The sequence below is a fragment of the Trabulsiella odontotermitis genome, from assembly GCF_001297775.1.
Taxonomy (GTDB): domain Bacteria; phylum Pseudomonadota; class Gammaproteobacteria; order Enterobacterales; family Enterobacteriaceae; genus Trabulsiella; species Trabulsiella odontotermitis.
In genome coordinates, this window is record NZ_LIFX01000008.1 from 199,728 (window position 1) to 215,667 (window position 15,940).

At 56.1% G+C, this 15,940-nt stretch carries 17 protein-coding genes and 1 riboswitch; of the genes, 7 read left to right on the plus strand and 10 right to left on the minus strand.

Annotated features, from left to right (window positions below; all coding sequences use genetic code 11):
* Nucleotides 1-120: 120 nt before the first annotated feature.
* From pmrB to yvcK, 4 genes are all read right to left on the minus strand, one after another.
* On the minus strand, nt 121-1,200 hold the full coding sequence (gene pmrB, locus AOY23_RS12700; RefSeq protein WP_054179973.1) for a two-component system sensor histidine kinase PmrB: 1,080 nt from the start codon (nt 1,198-1,200) through the stop codon (nt 121-123).
* Nucleotides 1,200-1,871: a two-component system response regulator PmrA gene (gene pmrA, locus AOY23_RS12705; protein WP_054179974.1), complete on the minus strand. Its 672-nt coding sequence runs from the start codon at nt 1,869-1,871 to the stop codon at nt 1,200-1,202. The genes pmrB and pmrA overlap by 1 nt, the downstream gene beginning before the upstream one ends.
* Nucleotides 1,868-3,508, minus strand: coding sequence for a phosphoethanolamine transferase EptA (eptA, locus tag AOY23_RS12710; protein ID WP_054179975.1), 1,641 nt, complete (start codon nt 3,506-3,508; stop codon nt 1,868-1,870). Before eptA ends, pmrA begins: the two co-directional genes overlap by 4 nt.
* A 102-nt stretch (nt 3,509-3,610) precedes the next feature.
* Nucleotides 3,611-4,519, minus strand: coding sequence for a uridine diphosphate-N-acetylglucosamine-binding protein YvcK (gene yvcK / locus AOY23_RS12715; protein ID WP_054179976.1), 909 nt, complete (start codon nt 4,517-4,519; stop codon nt 3,611-3,613).
* Nucleotides 4,520-4,744: 225 nt separating this feature from the next.
* Nucleotides 4,745-4,879: riboswitch (molybdenum cofactor riboswitch) on the plus strand.
* Here yvcK and moaA point away from each other — a divergent pair.
* The 6 genes from moaA to AOY23_RS12745 all read left to right on the plus strand — a co-directional run bounded on the left by moaA (nt 4,867) and on the right by AOY23_RS12745 (nt 8,371).
* Entirely contained in the window at nt 4,867-5,856 is a 990-nt protein-coding gene (gene moaA / locus AOY23_RS12720; RefSeq protein ID WP_152958539.1) for a GTP 3',8-cyclase MoaA, read from the plus strand. It overlaps the preceding riboswitch by 13 nt.
* A 36-nt stretch (nt 5,857-5,892) precedes the next feature.
* Nucleotides 5,893-6,405, plus strand: coding sequence for a molybdenum cofactor biosynthesis protein B (gene moaB / locus AOY23_RS12725; protein ID WP_054179978.1), 513 nt, complete (start codon nt 5,893-5,895; stop codon nt 6,403-6,405).
* A 3-nt stretch (nt 6,406-6,408) separates the two neighbouring features.
* Nucleotides 6,409-6,894: a cyclic pyranopterin monophosphate synthase MoaC gene (gene moaC, locus AOY23_RS12730; protein WP_054179979.1), complete on the plus strand. Its 486-nt coding sequence runs from the start codon at nt 6,409-6,411 to the stop codon at nt 6,892-6,894.
* Nucleotides 6,887-7,132: a molybdopterin synthase sulfur carrier subunit gene (moaD, locus tag AOY23_RS12735; RefSeq protein ID WP_054179980.1), complete on the plus strand. Its 246-nt coding sequence runs from the start codon at nt 6,887-6,889 to the stop codon at nt 7,130-7,132. The genes moaC and moaD overlap by 8 nt, the downstream gene beginning before the upstream one ends.
* Before the next feature lies 1 nt (nt 7,133).
* Nucleotides 7,134-7,586 carry a molybdopterin synthase catalytic subunit MoaE gene (moaE, locus tag AOY23_RS12740; RefSeq protein WP_054179981.1) on the plus strand — a complete coding sequence of 151 codons (453 nt, stop codon included), beginning with the start codon at nt 7,134-7,136 and terminating at the stop codon, nt 7,584-7,586.
* 80 nt (nt 7,587-7,666) lie between these two features.
* Entirely contained in the window at nt 7,667-8,371 is a 705-nt protein-coding gene (locus AOY23_RS12745) for a Bax inhibitor-1/YccA family protein (protein WP_054179982.1), read from the plus strand.
* 38 nt (nt 8,372-8,409) lie between these two features.
* Here the strand turns inward: AOY23_RS12745 and AOY23_RS12750 are convergent, their stop codons facing one another.
* The 3 genes from AOY23_RS12750 to AOY23_RS12760 are packed head-to-tail and all read right to left on the minus strand — an operon-like array spanning nt 8,410 to nt 11,371.
* Nucleotides 8,410-9,372, minus strand: coding sequence for a lysylphosphatidylglycerol synthase domain-containing protein (locus AOY23_RS12750; protein WP_054179983.1), 963 nt, complete (start codon nt 9,370-9,372; stop codon nt 8,410-8,412).
* Nucleotides 9,372-10,613, minus strand: coding sequence for a cardiolipin synthase ClsB (gene clsB, locus AOY23_RS12755; RefSeq protein ID WP_054179984.1), 1,242 nt, complete (start codon nt 10,611-10,613; stop codon nt 9,372-9,374). Before clsB ends, AOY23_RS12750 begins: the two co-directional genes overlap by 1 nt.
* Nucleotides 10,610-11,371 (minus strand): endonuclease/exonuclease/phosphatase family protein, encoded by a 762-nt coding sequence (locus AOY23_RS12760; protein ID WP_054179985.1) that lies wholly within the window; start codon nt 11,369-11,371, stop codon nt 10,610-10,612. Before AOY23_RS12760 ends, clsB begins: the two co-directional genes overlap by 4 nt.
* 132 nt (nt 11,372-11,503) lie before the next feature.
* Here AOY23_RS12760 and AOY23_RS12765 point away from each other — a divergent pair, with 132 nt between their 5' ends.
* Nucleotides 11,504-11,917, plus strand: coding sequence for a YbhQ family protein (locus AOY23_RS12765; RefSeq protein WP_054179986.1), 414 nt, complete (start codon nt 11,504-11,506; stop codon nt 11,915-11,917).
* Here AOY23_RS12765 and AOY23_RS12770 read toward each other — a convergent pair.
* From AOY23_RS12770 to AOY23_RS12780, 3 genes are all read right to left on the minus strand, one after another.
* The gene (locus AOY23_RS12770) at nt 11,879-12,985 is read right to left on the minus strand and encodes an ABC transporter permease (protein ID WP_054179987.1); all 1,107 of its coding nucleotides are present in this window, start codon (nt 12,983-12,985) and stop codon (nt 11,879-11,881) included. The two genes, AOY23_RS12765 and AOY23_RS12770, sit on opposite strands and share 39 nt — an antisense overlap.
* Nucleotides 12,986-13,070: 85 nt before the next feature.
* Nucleotides 13,071-14,207, minus strand: a complete 1,137-nt coding sequence (locus tag AOY23_RS12775) for an ABC transporter permease (RefSeq protein ID WP_054179988.1) — start codon at nt 14,205-14,207, stop codon at nt 13,071-13,073.
* A complete protein-coding gene (locus tag AOY23_RS12780) occupies nt 14,197-15,939 on the minus strand; it encodes an ATP-binding cassette domain-containing protein (RefSeq protein WP_054179989.1) in 1,743 nt (580 codons plus the stop codon). Before AOY23_RS12780 ends, AOY23_RS12775 begins: the two co-directional genes overlap by 11 nt.
* Nucleotide 15,940 lies beyond the last annotated feature (1 nt).

Consider the following 15,940-nt stretch of genomic DNA (forward strand, 5'->3'; position numbering starts at 1 on the left):
GTCCTCAGTTTAATGAGGATAGTGTTCATGCCAAAATTACACCTTCGTGAATATTTCGCCGTGCTGGTTTCGTTGCTGCTGGTCGCCGGTTTTGCTTACCACTGGACCATCACCTACTGATTAGCGCTGTAGCGCGTGGAATCTGACCCACGCGCGCGCCCCGGCGGCGGGTTTTCGGTTGTTGAGAAAGAATTTTGCATCGTGAAGTTGCGCAATGCGGGAGACGATACTCAACCCAAGCCCGATGCCGCCGTAACGGCTGTCCATCCGCACAAAGGCTTTGCTAAGCTCACCGCTTTTCGCTTCATCGATCCCCGGACCTTCATCTTCCACCGCCAGAACCGGACCGGTGTCATAGTCAACGCTGAGCGTAATGGTGGAGCCTTCCGGGCTGTAACGGTGCGCGTTTTCCACCAGATTGCGCAGCAGTACGCGCAGTAGCGTGGCATCACCCTGAACCGCCGCTTCCCGTGTCGCGGGGTTAATGACCAGTGTCTGCTGGCGCAGGGCGAGAATGCGTTCCAGTTCCGGGCGTTCCGCCTGCACCACATCGTTTTCCAGATCCACCTGCTGATAACTGCCAGCCGAAAAGGACTGGCCGACGCGCGCCAGCTGTAGCAACTGGGCGATGCTTTCCGTCATCTGATCAAGACGCTGCAACAGCGGAGCGACCTGAATGGCGTGGGATTTTGCCATCAGCTCAAGGTGCAAACGCAGCCCGGCCAGTGGCGTACGCAACTCATGGGCGACGTCGGCGGTAAACAGGCGTTCGCGCTCCAGTGTCTGGGTCAGACGCGAAACCAGATCGTTAATGGCTGACGTAACGGCTTCCACTTCGCTGACGTTATTGGCGATACAAATGGGTTGCAGATTATCCGGTGTGCGGGTTTCCAGCTCTTTTTGCAGATCGGCGAGCGGACGGGTAATGCGTTTTACCGCCTGTACGCAGATAAACAGCGCCAGCCCGATAATTAACAGACTGGGGATCAGCAGGCTGGCCACCGCCTCACGCACTTCATGCTGGATATGTTTGCGGTTGTTATGACCTTCAATGGCGCTTTGTACCAGCAACTGGATCTGTTCTTCGCTTTCATGCCAGAGCCAGAACACGCTGATGAGCTGGCATACCACCAGGATAATACCAATCGTCAGCAGCAGCTTGCTGCGCATCGTCCATTTTTGCGTTGTAAACAGCGCCATTATTCCGCCTCAGGCCCGGTAACCAGCATGTAACCAAAGCCCCGCACGGTACGGATGCGGGATTTGCCCACTTTGTCGCGCAGGTTGTGAATATGCACTTCCAGGGTGTTGGTGGCGGGTTCGTTGTCCCAGCTGTAGATGTCGTTGTAGAGAATTTCGCGATGCACCGGGCTGCCGGCTTTCAGCATCAGACGGGAAAGCAGAGCATATTCTTTTGGCGTCAGTTCCAGCGCCACATCGCTTAACCAGACCTGGCGGCGGGTGACGTTGAGGCGCAGGTTATCCACTTTCACTTCGCTGTCGCCCTGATTGTGGTGACGGCGGAGCAGAGCGCGGATGCGGGCGTTCAGTTCTTCGAGCGCAAACGGCTTCACGAGGTAGTCATCCGCGCCGGTATCAAGACCCGCGATGCGATCGCTGATGGTGTCACGCGCAGTGAGGATCAGCACCGGTTGGGTGAATTTCTCGCGTCTCAGTCGCGCCAGGAAATGCAGACCGTCTTCGTCCGGTAAACCCAAATCGAGCACCACCAGGCTGTAATGGCCGTTCGCAATCGACAGCGCGGCGTCGTGGGCGGTAGCCACGCCATCACAGGCGTAACCCTCGCTCTGTATCGCCAGGATCAGCCCCTGTAGTAACAGCTCATCGTCTTCAATGACTAATATTTTCATCGGCTTTCTCCTCTGCATGGCGCAAGAATATCGTCCGCAGCCTGATATTCCCGGGTATCGACCCCAAGTATACCTAACATCGTCGGGAAGAGGTTATCCTGCGAATAGTGATTGGCGGCAGCCCGTTTTTTCAGGCACGGGTAATTAATGCCATAGCGCTGCTGATAATCATCCGACAGCCAGAGCAGCATTGGCACATGCTTTTGTGTTTCCGGGGCGATGGAATAGGGCAAGCCGTGCAGATAGACGCCATTTTCACCCAGTGATTCGCCATGGTCAGACAGATAAACCAGGCTGGTGGTGAATTTATCCTGTTTGGATTTCAGCAAGGTGATGGCTTTGTCGATAATATAATCCGCATACAGAATGGTATTATCGTACGTATTCACCAGTTGCTGCTGCGAACAGGTCTGAATTTCATTGGTATCGCAGGTCGGCGTAAATTGACGGAACTGCGCCGGATAACGGTTGTAATAGGTCGGACCGTGGCTGCCAATGGTATGCAAAACAATAATGCCATCGTGCTGCAGGTTATTAATGTAATTGTCGAGTTCGTGGAACAGCACCTCGTCATTACATTCCCCGTCAATACATTGCCCCGGCAGGTTTAATTTCGTTATATCCTGGTGCGGTACGCGATCGCAGACGCCTTTGCAGCCACCGTCGTTTTCATTCCACAGCACCTGAATGCCTGCGCGTTGCAGTACATCGAGCAACCCTTCCTGATGATGCGCCAGCTCTTCGTCATATTTCGCCCGCGGCATATTCGAGAACATGCACGGCACAGAAACCGCGGTGGCGGTCCCGCAGGAAGCAGTTTGCGGGAAATAGACCACGTTATCTTTGGCTAAACGCGGGTTGGTGTCGCGGGAATAACCGCCGAGCGAGAAGTTTTCCGCACGCGACGTTTCGCCGACGATCAAAATCGTCAGATTTTTACGCGGCCCGTTTTGCATTACTGGGCGTTGTTTTGCGTCTTCGCCAATGCGGACCAGCGGCAGGTTATCCAGCCTGTTGTGCGCATACCAGGAGTTCACCGCCGTAATACTGTTCGACGGATTTAACGCTTTTACCAGCTCTTTATTATTACGAAACACCGAGGCGTAATCTTTGTAAAACAGCAGCGCGACGATCACAATCAACAGCGCGGAAACCACGATATTACTAACGCGGCGCAGAATGCTTCGCCAGGCGGGCGCGGAATTTTGAGTTTTGAACCACCAGGCAAAGAACACCACCAGTATGCCGGAAAGTATCAGCGTCACCACCATTTTGGTCGACATCAGCGCATAGCTTTCTGCCGGGGTGGTATCAAAAATGTTGGTGATCATCGAGCGGTCAATAATCACCCCGAACGTCAGAATGAAATATTGCGCGGCGGCGCTGACCAGCACAAACAGCGTAATGAACAAACGTTCAAGGAATAAGAACGACACCAGCGTCAGAACAATATTGATCACACAGAACGCCACAACCGGCATGGTTAAAAATACCAGCCAGTTATGCAGATTATCTACCGGCAGTTCCGTAAAGACCTGCTTGTAAAAAGCAATGTTAAGAAACAGCGCAATGTAGAGCGCGAACAAAATAATAAAGGTTAGTCGCCCAAGCACCGGGCGCCGTGACAGTAAGCGCATGACAAGATCCTGCTGATAACGATGCTCGTCATGGTAGTGGCGGTTTTTTAAGACAACCTTAAGACCTTAATAAATCCTTCACTCATTCGTCATGATGATGATTCAACCCAACGCCTGAATCGCTTTCTCCAGCGCCAGGTGCAGCAGATGGCGGTCATGACGATAGGGGATGTCGCTGGCTTCGAGGGTGTCTTTGATAACAATGCGGTCAGTGATGGCCGAGGCGTCAACTTTCGGGCCGACCACCAGCGCGTCGATCACTTTGCGGCCGACGTAATGCTCCATCAGTTCAAGCTTGTCGGTGAGTGTCAGACTGGCGGCGGCAACGCTCAGTTCGCGACCGAGATTCCCGATATAGACCATCGGGGCGGGCGTACGGCGCAGCGCCTGGGCCAGTTCTTCCACTAATAAAATCGGCATCAGGCTGGTGTAAAAGCTGCCGGGGCCGATGAGGATCAGATCCGCTTCCGCAATGGCCTGCACCGCTTCGCGGGTGGCGTGCACATTCGGGTAAAGCATCAGCTCTTTAGGCGGTATTTTTAGCTGATCAATATTCACTTCGCCGTAGATTTCATGGCCTTCGTCGTCAAGCGCCATCAGGTCGACGGGGGTTTCTGACATCGGGATCAGCGAAGCCTCTACTTTGAGGAGATTTCTGATTAAATTGATCGCCTCTAAAGGCCGGACACTCAGGTGATCCAGCGCTTTTAACATCAGATTTCCGAGGTTATGACCGGAAAGTTCGCCATTACCGCCAAAACGATACTCAAACATGGCCGAAGCGACGCTCGGTTCGGTGATTAACTGATTCAGGCAGTTGCGCATATCGCCCCACGCAATACCGCCTTCGGAGCGGCGAATACGCCCGGTAGAGCCGCCGTTGTCGGTGGTGGTGACGATACCGGTTAAGCGGGAACCTAATGATGACAGAGAAGACATTACGCGCCCGAGCCCATGGCCTCCGCCCAGTGCGACAACACGATCAAGATCCGCCAGAGTGCGAGTGCGCATATCCATTCCTTCCGTCAGTGAGTGCCATAAAATACCTGATCTACCTCTAAAAGACGATATTTCGCCTGAGCTAAAATGATGCATGTCAATGCAAAAGGGGGCTTTTTACGTATTCTGTAGTAAAAATGCACGATCATGTCGCTATATACATAATTATATAGCGAAGGCGCGTCTGGCGAAAGTCATCCTGACGCGCTACTATCGGCATACCAGTCTTAGCATAATGCTAAGGAAAAACACTCTAGCCTTTGTGCCTACGTCCCCCCGGATATGGTGCTCTGGCCGTGGCGAAAGCCACCAGGGTACAGGAAGAAATGACTGTGCCTCCCGTATTTGGAAAGGTGTACATGGCCACACAACTGACTGATGCTTATGCACGCAAGTTCTATTACCTGCGCCTGTCAATTACCGATGTGTGCAACTTTCGTTGCACCTACTGTCTGCCCGATGGCTACAAGCCCAGCGGCGTCAACAATAACGGCTTTTTAACGGTCGACGAAGTGCGTCGGGTGACCCGGGCGTTTTCCGCGCTCGGTACCGAAAAAGTGCGTCTTACCGGTGGCGAACCGTCGCTGCGTCGTGATTTTACCGACATTATAGCGGCCGTTCGCGAAAACCAGGATATCCGCCAGATTGCGGTGACCACCAACGGCTACCGTCTGGCGCGGGATGCCGCCACCTGGCGCGACGCCGGACTGACGGCGGTAAACGTCAGCGTCGACAGCCTCGATGCCCGTCAGTTTCATGCCATCACCGGGCAGGATAAATTCCGTCAGGTGATGGATGGCATTGATGCCGCGTTTGCCGCGGGCTTTGAAAAAGTGAAGGTTAACACTGTGCTGATGCGCGATGTGAACCATCACCAGCTCGACACCTTTCTGGCGTGGATCAAACCGCGCCGCATCCAGCTGCGTTTTATCGAGTTAATGGAAACCGGCGAGGGCAGCGAGCTGTTCCGCAAGCACCATATTTCCGGCATGGTACTGCGCGATGAACTGCTCAGACGCGGCTGGATCCACCAGCTCAGACACCACAGCGACGGCCCGGCACAGGTCTTTTGCCACCCCGATTACGACGGCGAAATCGGCCTCATCATGCCGTACGAGAAAGATTTCTGCGCCAGTTGCAACCGGCTGCGCGTCTCCTCCATCGGCAAGCTGCATTTATGCCTGTTTGGCGACGGCGGTGTTGATCTGCGCGATTTACTGGCGTCAGAGTCTCAACAGCAGGCGCTGGAAACGCGCATTGCCGCCGCGCTGACGCATAAAAAGCAAACTCATTTCCTGCATCAGGGCAACACCGGCATTACCCAAAATCTGTCCTACATTGGTGGATAATCGCGGGTAACCGTTATCAGACATAGGGAGACTATGATGAGCCAGGTAAGCGCAGAATTTATTCCGACGCGTATTGCCATTCTTACTGTTTCTAATCGTCGTGGCGAAGAGGACGATACCTCCGGTCACTATCTTCGCGACGAGGCGCACGAAGCCGGGCACAAGATTGTCGATAAGGCGATCGTGAAAGAAAACCGCTATGCCATTCGTGCGCAGGTGTCGCACTGGATCGCCAGCGATGACGTGCAGGTGGTGCTGATCACTGGCGGCACCGGGCTGACAGAGGGCGATCAGGCGCCTGAAGCGCTGCTGCCGCTGTTTGACCGAGAAATCGAAGGTTTCGGTGAAGTGTTCCGCATGCTGTCATTTGAAGAGATCGGCACAGCCACGCTGCAATCCCGCGCGGTAGCGGGTATCGCCAATAATACTCTGATCTTTGCGATGCCAGGCTCGACCAAAGCCTGCCGCACGGCCTGGGAAAATATTATTGCACCACAACTGGATGCGCGGACGCGTCCTTGTAATTTTCATCCTCATTTAAAGAAATAGATTATGTCGCAACTGACCCATATCAACGCCGCCGGTGAAGCGCATATGATGGATGTCTCCGCCAAAGCGGAAACCGTGCGCGAAGCGCGGGCGGAAGCCTTTGTCACCATGCTGCCGGAAACGTTGTCGATGATTATCGACGGCAGCCATCACAAGGGCGACGTCTTTGCGACCGCGCGAATTGCCGGGATTCAGGCGGCGAAACGTACGTGGGATCTCATCCCGCTGTGCCACCCGCTGATGCTCAGCAAAGTGGAAGTGAATTTGCTGGCGCAGCCCGAACACAATCGCGTACGCATTGAATCGCTGTGCCGTCTGACCGGCAAAACCGGCGTGGAAATGGAAGCGTTAACCGCGGCCTCTGTCGCGGCGCTGACTATCTACGATATGTGCAAAGCGGTGCAAAAAGATATGGTGATTGGCCCGGTTCGCCTGCTGGCGAAAAGCGGCGGCAAATCTGGCGATTTCAGGGTAGATACCGATGATTAAAGTCTTATTTTTTGCGCAGGTGCGCGAACTGGTGGGCACTGACAGCCTGTCGATTGACGCCGACTTTCCGGTGGTGGAAGCCGTACGTCAGCATCTGGCGACGCGCGGCGATCGCTGGGCGCTGGCGCTGGAAGAGGGCAAACTGCTGGCGGCGGTGAATCAGACGCTGGTCGGGTTTGACCATCCGGTCGTCGCCGGTGATGAAGTGGCGTTTTTCCCGCCGGTTACCGGAGGCTGAAATGAGCGAAACGCGTATTCGCGTCGAGCCCGCACGCTTTAACGTGGGCGACGAGTACTGCTGGCTGGCCGAGCGTGATGAAGACGGCGCGGTGGTGACCTTCACCGGTAAGGTGCGCAATCACAATCTGGGCGACAGCGTTAAGGCGCTGACACTGGAGCACTATCCCGGCATGACCGAAAAATCCCTCGCGGAGATCGTCGATGAAGCTCGTCACCGCTGGCCGTTGGGTCGCGTGACGGTGATCCACCGCATTGGTGAAATGTGGCCCGGTGAAGAAATCGTCTTTGTTGGCGTGACCAGCGCCCACCGTAGTAGCGCGTTCGCGGCTGGCGAGTTCATCATGGATTACCTGAAAACCCGTGCGCCGTTCTGGAAGCGGGAAGCCACGCCGGAAGGGGATCGCTGGGTGGAATCGCGTGACAGCGACAAACAGGCCGCGGAACGCTGGTAAGTCTGTTGCAGGACACTCGCGGCCTGTGCAGGATGTGTTAGTCTTACCATCACACACTATCAATTTCTGAGGTTAGTATCATGGATCGATTCCCACGTTCGGATTCCATCGTACAGGCGCGTTCCGGCCTGCAGACGTACATGGCGCAGGTGTATGGCTGGATGACCTGCGGCCTGTTGCTGACAGCGTTTATCGCCTGGTATGCCGCCAACACCCCGGCGGTAATGATGTTCGTCTTCTCCAGCAAAATCACCTTTTTCGGGCTGATTATCGTACAACTGGGGCTGGTGATTGCCCTTTCCGCCATGGTGCAGCGCCTGAGCGCAGGCATGGCGACCACGCTCTTTATGCTCTACTCGGCGCTCACCGGGCTGACGCTGTCGAGCATTTTCGTGGTTTACACCTATTCCTCCATCGCCAGCACCTTTGTGGTGACCGGCGGCATGTTCGGCGTGATGAGCCTCTACGGCTACACCACCAAACGCGACCTCAGCGGTTTCGGCAATATGCTGTTTATGGCGCTGATTGGCATCATTCTGGCGTCACTGGTGAATTTCTGGCTGAAGAGTGAAGCGCTGATGTGGGCGGTGACTTATATCGGGGTGATCGTGTTTGTCGGCCTGACGGCGTATGACACTCAGAAGCTGAAAAACATCGGCGAGCAGATTGATACCCGCGACAGCAGTAATCTGCGCAAATACGCCATTCTTGGCGCGCTGACGCTGTATCTCGACTTCATCAACCTGTTCCTGATGCTGCTGCGTATTTTCGGCAACCGTCGTTAATTCTCGCGCTGTTCCCTCTCCCGCACGGGAGGGGGACATCACTTTGCCAGCGCCTTTTCGTTTTTCTCCCGCAGTTTCTTCGCCCGGCTTTCCAGCCACAAATAGCAGATCAACGCCAGCAACAGCGGAATAAAATAATACAGCACGCGGTAGGCGAGCAGGGCGGCAATAATCGTGCCCTGTGACGTATGCTCCCCCGCCAGCAACGCAATAAAAACGGCTTCCAGCACACCAATTCCGGCCGGAATATGGACGATAACCCCTGCAATACTGCTGACCAGCAACACGCCTAACACGAAAAAGTAGTCGACAGACTGACCCAGCAGGATCCAGATAATCGCGCCCATCACCATCCAGTTGGCGCTGGAAATCGCCATCTGCAACAAGGCAAAGCGCCATTTCGGTAGCACCAGTTTTTGCTTTTTGATGGTCAGACTGCGGCGACGGGCGAAGGCGCAGGCCGAGAGATAAATAACGATAATGGCCAGCAGCACGATGCCGAGGATGCGCAGCGTCTGTTCGTCGATATACCAGTGTTCAGGGAGCTGCACCACGCCAAAGGTGAAGATAAGCCCGCCGAGCAGAATATAGCCAAGCCAGTTGGTGGTAATGCTGAGCGAGAAGATGCGGGTGATGGTCGCGCCCGGCAGGCCAAGCCGGGCATAGAGCCGGTAACGCATGCCAATGCCGCCGACCCAGGTGCTGAGCGTCAGGTTAAAGGCGTAACAAATGAACGATACCAGCATCACCTGGCGTTTCGCCAGCTTGTGGCCGCAGTAGACGCGCCCCAGCAGATCGTAACAGCCGTAGAGCAGATAACTGACGATAACCAGTCCAATGGCGCTGAAAAACGCGGTGCGGTTGTAATTACGCACCACGTTCCAGACGTCCCCCCAGTCCACTTTTTGAGCGTAGACCACCAGCAGCACCGCCACCGCGATGAAAAACAGCCAGGTAAGGATTTTTTTCGCCCGTCGCCAGCGCGGATGTGAATGGCTCATCAGGATTTTACCTCCTGATTCTCCGCCTCAACCCGATCCTGCGTTTCCAGTTCGGGCTGCACTGGTGGCGCCACCTGCGCCAGATGCGGCGTATGGGCGGGTAACCAGCCGACCCAGGCCGGGAAGTGGCGCAAAAAGTGGAAGGCGACGACGCTTTTCCCAAGGTTCCACCAGGTACGTTTCGGCAGCATCGTTTCATCAACCCGGCGGCAGTCCTGGTGCAGGATGGTCATTAAGTTATCGCGCAGGGTCTGATTAAACTGGCGATCGTGAATGATCAGATTGGCTTCAAGATTAAGCGACAGACTGAGCGGATCAAGATTACTGGAGCCGACCGTCGCCCAGTGATCATCCATCAGCGCGACTTTACCGTGCAGGGGGCGGCGGCGATATTCGTAAATCTGCACACCGCTTTTGACCAGATAGTTGTACAGCAGCCGTGCGCCGACCTTCACGATAGGCATATCCGGCTCGCCCTGCACGATGAGCTTCACGGTGACACCGCGACGGGCCGCGTTGCGCATGGCGTGCAGCAGGCGGTAACCAGGAAAGAAATAGGCATTGGCGATAATCACCTCGCGCCGCGCATTCGCCAGCATTTTCAGGTAATGGCGTTCGATGTCGTCGCGATGCTCGCCGTTATCGCGCCAGACAAACAACGCCTGCGCCTCGCCCGGCGCGCGGTTCTCTTCCGCGCGGGTGCGGCGTTTCCACCAGCGGCGCAGCGTTTCGTTGCCCGGCAGGTTTTCCAGTTCGAACTGCACAAAATCAAGCACCACCGGTCCTTCCACCCGCACGGCGTAATCCTGTTTCGCCTCCGGGCCGTAATCGGTCATATGTTCTGCGGAGTAGTTGATGCCGCCAATAAACGCGACGGTGGTGTCGATGACCACAATCTTGCGGTGCATGCGGCGGAACAGGTTGGTGCGCATGCCGAACAGCCGTGGACGCGGATCGTAATAGCGAAAAATAACGCCTGCAGACGTCAGGGTTTCGACGAAATCATCGCTGAGATCCGGCGAGCCGTAGCCGTCGAGCAGCACCTCGACCTGAATGCCGCGCTGTGCGGCACGCAACAGAACGCTATGTAGTTGTTTACCCACCTCGTCTTCGAACCAGATGAAGGTTTCGAGGATGACTTTGCTTTCCGCCCTGTCGATAGCGTTAAACAGGGCGGGGTAGTAGTTATCGCCATTTTCCAGCAGTTCAATACGATTGCCGTCGCGCCAGCTACATTTCATAGATGGATCTCCGCACTGAGAGGGGCATGATCGGACAGATGCCGCCAGTTGCTGAGCGCCAGCGCCGTCGGGCTGGAGGCGCTGGCGTTCTTAACATAAATACGGTCGAGACGAAGCAGGGGAAAGCGCACCGGAAAAGTACGCGCCGGGCGCCCGGTAGCGCGGGTAAAAATTTCTTCCAGCCCGGCCTGGACTTTCAGCGGATGATTCGCCCGCTGCCGCCAGTCATTGAAATCGCCCGCCACCACCACTGGCTGGCCTTCCGGCAGTTCGTTGACGTAATCCGAGAGCAGCGAAAGCTGCTGCTGACGGTGGATCTCTTTCAGGCCCAGATGCACACACAACACATGGATAGGATGGTCAAGATGCGGCGGCGCTATCTGGCAGTGCAAAACGCCTCGCTTCTCGCTTTCGCCGACGGAAATATCCAGATTCTTGTAGGAGGCGATAGGATAGCGTGACAGTACGGCGTTACCGTGGTGGCCTTCCGGGTAGACGGCGTTGCGGCCGTAGGCAAAATCACTCCACATGGTATCCGCCAGAAATTCGTAGTGGCTGGTGTCGGGCCAGTTCTCGACGTGCAGCGGATGCACCTCATGCGCGCCGAGCACTTCCTGCAGGCAGACGATATCCGCGCTGACGGTGCGAACCGCGTCTCTCAGCTCAGGCAAAATGAAGCGGCGGTTGAGTGCCGTGAAGCCTTTATGTGTGTTAATCGTGAGCACTTTTATTGAAAATGGTGGTGTTTGTTGCGTCATGATTCTCCCGTCAACGTCACTTTCCTGATTGAAATAGTGTAGTCGGCGTCACAAAAAGATGCGGTGTAACGGAATTTTCCGTAAAGTTCGATACTCTGAATAGTCAGTTGAAAATTTCCCAGGAGAGAAGCCATGAAGTGGCAACAACGCGTTCGTGTCACCACTGGCCTCAGTTGCTGGCAGATAATGTTGCATTTGCTGGTAGTGGCGGTACTGGTCATGGGGTGGGCCAGCGGTGCGCTGGTGCGCGTCGGCTCAGGCCTGTGCGTGCTGTATGGCGTCGCCGTGGTGATGATGCTCTTTTTGCAGCGTCACCAGGAAGAACGCTGGCGGAATGTGGGTGATGCGCTCGAAGAGCTCACCACCACCTGGTATTTTGGTGCGGCAATGATTGTGCTGTGGCTACTGTCACGCGTGCTGCATAACAATTTGCTGTTAGCGATGGCAGGGGCCGTGATGCTCGCTGGCCCTGCCGTGGTGTCGTTACTGGCGAAAGAAAAGACAAAGCTAGAGGATCTTCCGCCGGAACATCGCGTACGCCACTGAGCCCGTCGTGGCCGCTATCACCAGTAGCGGCCACAAACTTCCCCACACAATTTCCAGACTCGCATCCTTCAGGTAAATCTGCTTGGTGATATCCGTAAAGTGGCGGATGGGGTTTATCCACGTCAGATCCTGCAGCCAGACCGGCATATTCTCCACCGGCGACACATACCCCGACAACAAAATGGCGGGCATCATAAAGACGAACACGCCGATAAACGCCTGCTGCTGAGTCGAACAAAGCGATGAGATCAACAGACCAAACCCCACCAGCGACAGCCCGTAAATCACCATCGTGAAATAGAACAGCAGCAGCGACCCGGCAAACGGGATCTGATAGGCCCAGATGCCCACCGCCAGCACGATGCTCGCCTGAAATGTCGCGACAATCAGCGCCGGAACCGCTTTGCCGACGAAAATCTGCCAGGTGGAAAGCGGCGACACCAGCAGTTGATCCAGTGTTCCCTGCTCACGTTCGCGCGCCACCGACAGCGATGTCACGATCATCACGCCGATGGTGGTGATCATGGCGATCAGCGACGGCACCACGAACCACTTGTAATCGAGATTCGGGTTATACCAGTTGCGCACCACCAGTTCGCTGTTATTCGGCTTCGCTTTGCCTTCCATCAGTTCCTGCTGATACTCCTTCACAATCTGCTGCAGATAGTTGGCGGCAATCTGCGCGCTGTTGGAGTTGCGCCCGTCGAGGATGAGCTGCATCGGCGCGGGCTGGAAAGTATCGAGGTTGCGCGAAAAATCCGCCGGGAAACGCACCAGCAGCAGGGCGCGCTGGGTGTCGATAGTCGGCTGGATCTCCTGCGGACTTTTCAACAGCAGAATATGGGTAAAGGCTTTCGCGCGGGCGAAACGTTGGGTCAGTTCGATGGCGTGTTTGCCGCTGTCCTCGTTGTAAATCGCGATGGTGGCGTTGGTCACTTCCAGCGTCGCGGCGAAGGGGAACAGAAACACCTGAATCAACACCGGTAAAATCAGGATCGCCCGGGTCTGCGGTTCGCGCAGCAGGGATTGCAGCTCTTTACGAATTAACGTCCATAAACGATGAAACATATCGGTGTCATCCTCGTGTCGGGTGGCGCTATTTCCTGTAGGCCCGGCAAGCGAAGCGCCGCCGGGCGAAATCCGGGCACGTTGGTTAGTCCAGCCGCCGTTTGGTTTTCAGCCACGTCAGGCCGATAAACATCGTCGCCGAGGCAATCAAAAACAGCACATTAACCAGCAACACAATGGGGATATTTCCCGCCAGAAACAGGCTTTGCAGCGTGCTGACGAAGTAACGCGCCGGAATAATATAGGTCACCGCGCGGATCACCGCGGGCATGCTGTCTATCTGGAAAATAAAACCGGACAGCATAATCGACGGCAGAAACGCCGCGTTGAGCGCCACCTGGGCCGCGTTAAACTGGTTGCGGGTGATGGTGGAAATCAGCAGTCCCATGCCCAGCGTACTGAGCAAAAACAGACTGGTGATCAAAAACAGCACCAGCAGCGAGCCACGGTATGGCACGCCGAGAATAAATACCGACACCAGCATGCACAGCAGCATCGCCAGCATGCCAAGGAAATAGTAGGGGATCAGCTTGCACAGCAACAGCTCGACCCGCGTCACTTCAGTAGATAGCAGCGCTTCCATGGTGCCGCGTTCCCACTCGCGCGCCACCACCAGTGAGGTCAGAATGGCGCCGATGACCGTCATGATGATGGTCACCGCACCAGGAATAATAAAGTGCTGGCTGATGGCGGCCGGGTTAAACCAGTAGCGCGTCTGCACGTCAATCAGCGGTTCAAAGCTTTCCCCGCTGTCTTCCGCGCGCTGATGCTGCCACACCTGCCAGATCCCTTCGGCATAACCCTGCACAAAGTTCGCGGTGTTTGGCTCGCTGCCGTCGGTGATCACCTGAATGGGTGCGGTGTCGTTGTCCCGCGCCATCTTCGCGGCAAAATCCACCGGGATCACTATCAGGCCTCGGATCTGCCCCGCCTGCATTTTCTGAATCAACGCCTGGCGGTTATCGCTGATGGTGGCGTCAATGTAGGGCGAACCCGTCATGGCGTGGGTAAAGTCCAGCGCCTCGTTGCTTTGTTGTTCGAGCAAAATCCCGACGCGCAACTTGCTGGAGTCGAGGTTAATCCCATAGCCAAAAATGAACAGCAGCATCAGCGGGATCACCACCGCAATCAGCCAGCTACTCGGGTCACGAACGATTTGCCGCGTCTCTTTCACGCACAGGGCGCGCACGCGCCGCCAGGAGATCAGGCTGTTATTGGGCATCGGCGTTTTCCTTATCCCAGTCGTGGATCAGCGTGATAAAGGCCTGCTCCATGGTCGGATCCGGCGTGCTGTCGTCGGCGGCCTGCGCTTTTAAGTCATCCGGCGTGCCGCTGGCGATAAGCTTACCGCGATACACCAGCCCGATACGGTCACAGTATTCGGCCTCATCCATAAAGTGAGTGGTGACCATCACCGTCACGCCTTTCTCCACCATGCTATTGATGTGCAGCCAGAACTCGCGGCGGGTCAGGGGATCGACGCCGGAAGTGGGTTCATCAAGAAACAGAATATCCGGCTCATGCATCAGCGAGCAGGCCAGCGCCAGCCGCTGTTTAAAGCCGAGGGGCAGAGAATCGGTGGTATGACTGGCGATGCTTTTCAGGCCGAAAGCGTCGCTCATGCGGGCGATTTTTTCATCCTGCGCTTTACCGCGCAGCCCATAGACGCCGGAAAAGAAACGCAGATTCTGTTCGACAGTCAGGTTGCCATAGAGCGAGAATTTCTGCGCCATATAGCCGAGGTGCTGGCGGGCTTTGCCGGAGCTGACTTTGAGATCCATATCCAGCACCAGCGCTTTACCGGAGGTCGGCACCAGCAGGCCGCACATCATCTTAAAGGTGGTGGATTTCCCGGCGCCGTTGGGGCCGAGCAGGCCGAAAATTTCACCACGCGTCACGGCAAAATCCACATGATCGGTAGCGGCGAAATCACCAAATTTTTTGGTCAGCGCTTTGGCTTCAATCACCGTTTCGCCGGACTCGCCGTCCACGGTATGCAGAATCGCTCCGAGCGGGGATTCCGACGTCGCGGCGCCGCCGAGTAAATCAATAAACGCATCCTCAAAACGTGGCGCGGTCTCATTACATTCAATGGACGACGGCATACCGGGCGCGGAAAGCACATCGTCGGTACTGGCCTCTTTTTTCAGGATCAGGCGTACCGATTTCCCCTGGATCACACCGTCGCTGACCTGCGGCAGGGTGAGGGCGCGTTGCAGCAACTGCCGGTTGTTGAGCTGCGGGCTGTGCATCAGGAAACTGCGTCCGGCCATGGTTTGCGTCAGCACGGTCGGCTCGCCCTGCCAGAGCATTTCGCCTTCATTCATCAGCAACACATCGCGACACTGCTCGGCTTCGTCGAGATAGGAGGTGCTCCACAGGATCAGCATGCCGTCGCCTGCCAGCTCATGCACCATCTGCCACAGTTCACGGCGGGAGATAGGATCAACGCCAACGCCAGGCTCGTCGAGCAGCAGCACTTTCGGCTCGCCGACCAGCGTACAGGCCAGCCCCAGTTTCTGTTTCATGCCGCCGGAGAGCTTCCCGGCCAGCCGCTCGGTAAACGGCCCCAGCGAGGTGAACTCCAGCAGCCTGGCAAACGTTTTTTCCCTAGTTTCCCCCACCACACTGCGCAGATCGGCATACAGCGTGAGGTTTTCCATCACCGTCAAATCTTCATACAGACCAAACTTCTGTGGCATGTAGCCGAGCACCGCATGCAGCGCGCGGTCATCTTTCACCGGGTCGTACCCCAGCACCGACGCACTGCCTTCGTCGGGCTTCAGCAGACCGGCGAGCATGCGCATCAGGGTGGTTTTTCCGGCGCCGTCAGGGCCGACCAGCCCGGTCACATACCCGGCCTGAAGGGTGCAGTCCAGTCGCGCCACGGCGGGTTTATCCATGCCCGCGAAGCGTTTGACCAGCCCGTTGAGGGTAATCACCGCTTCCGTCATC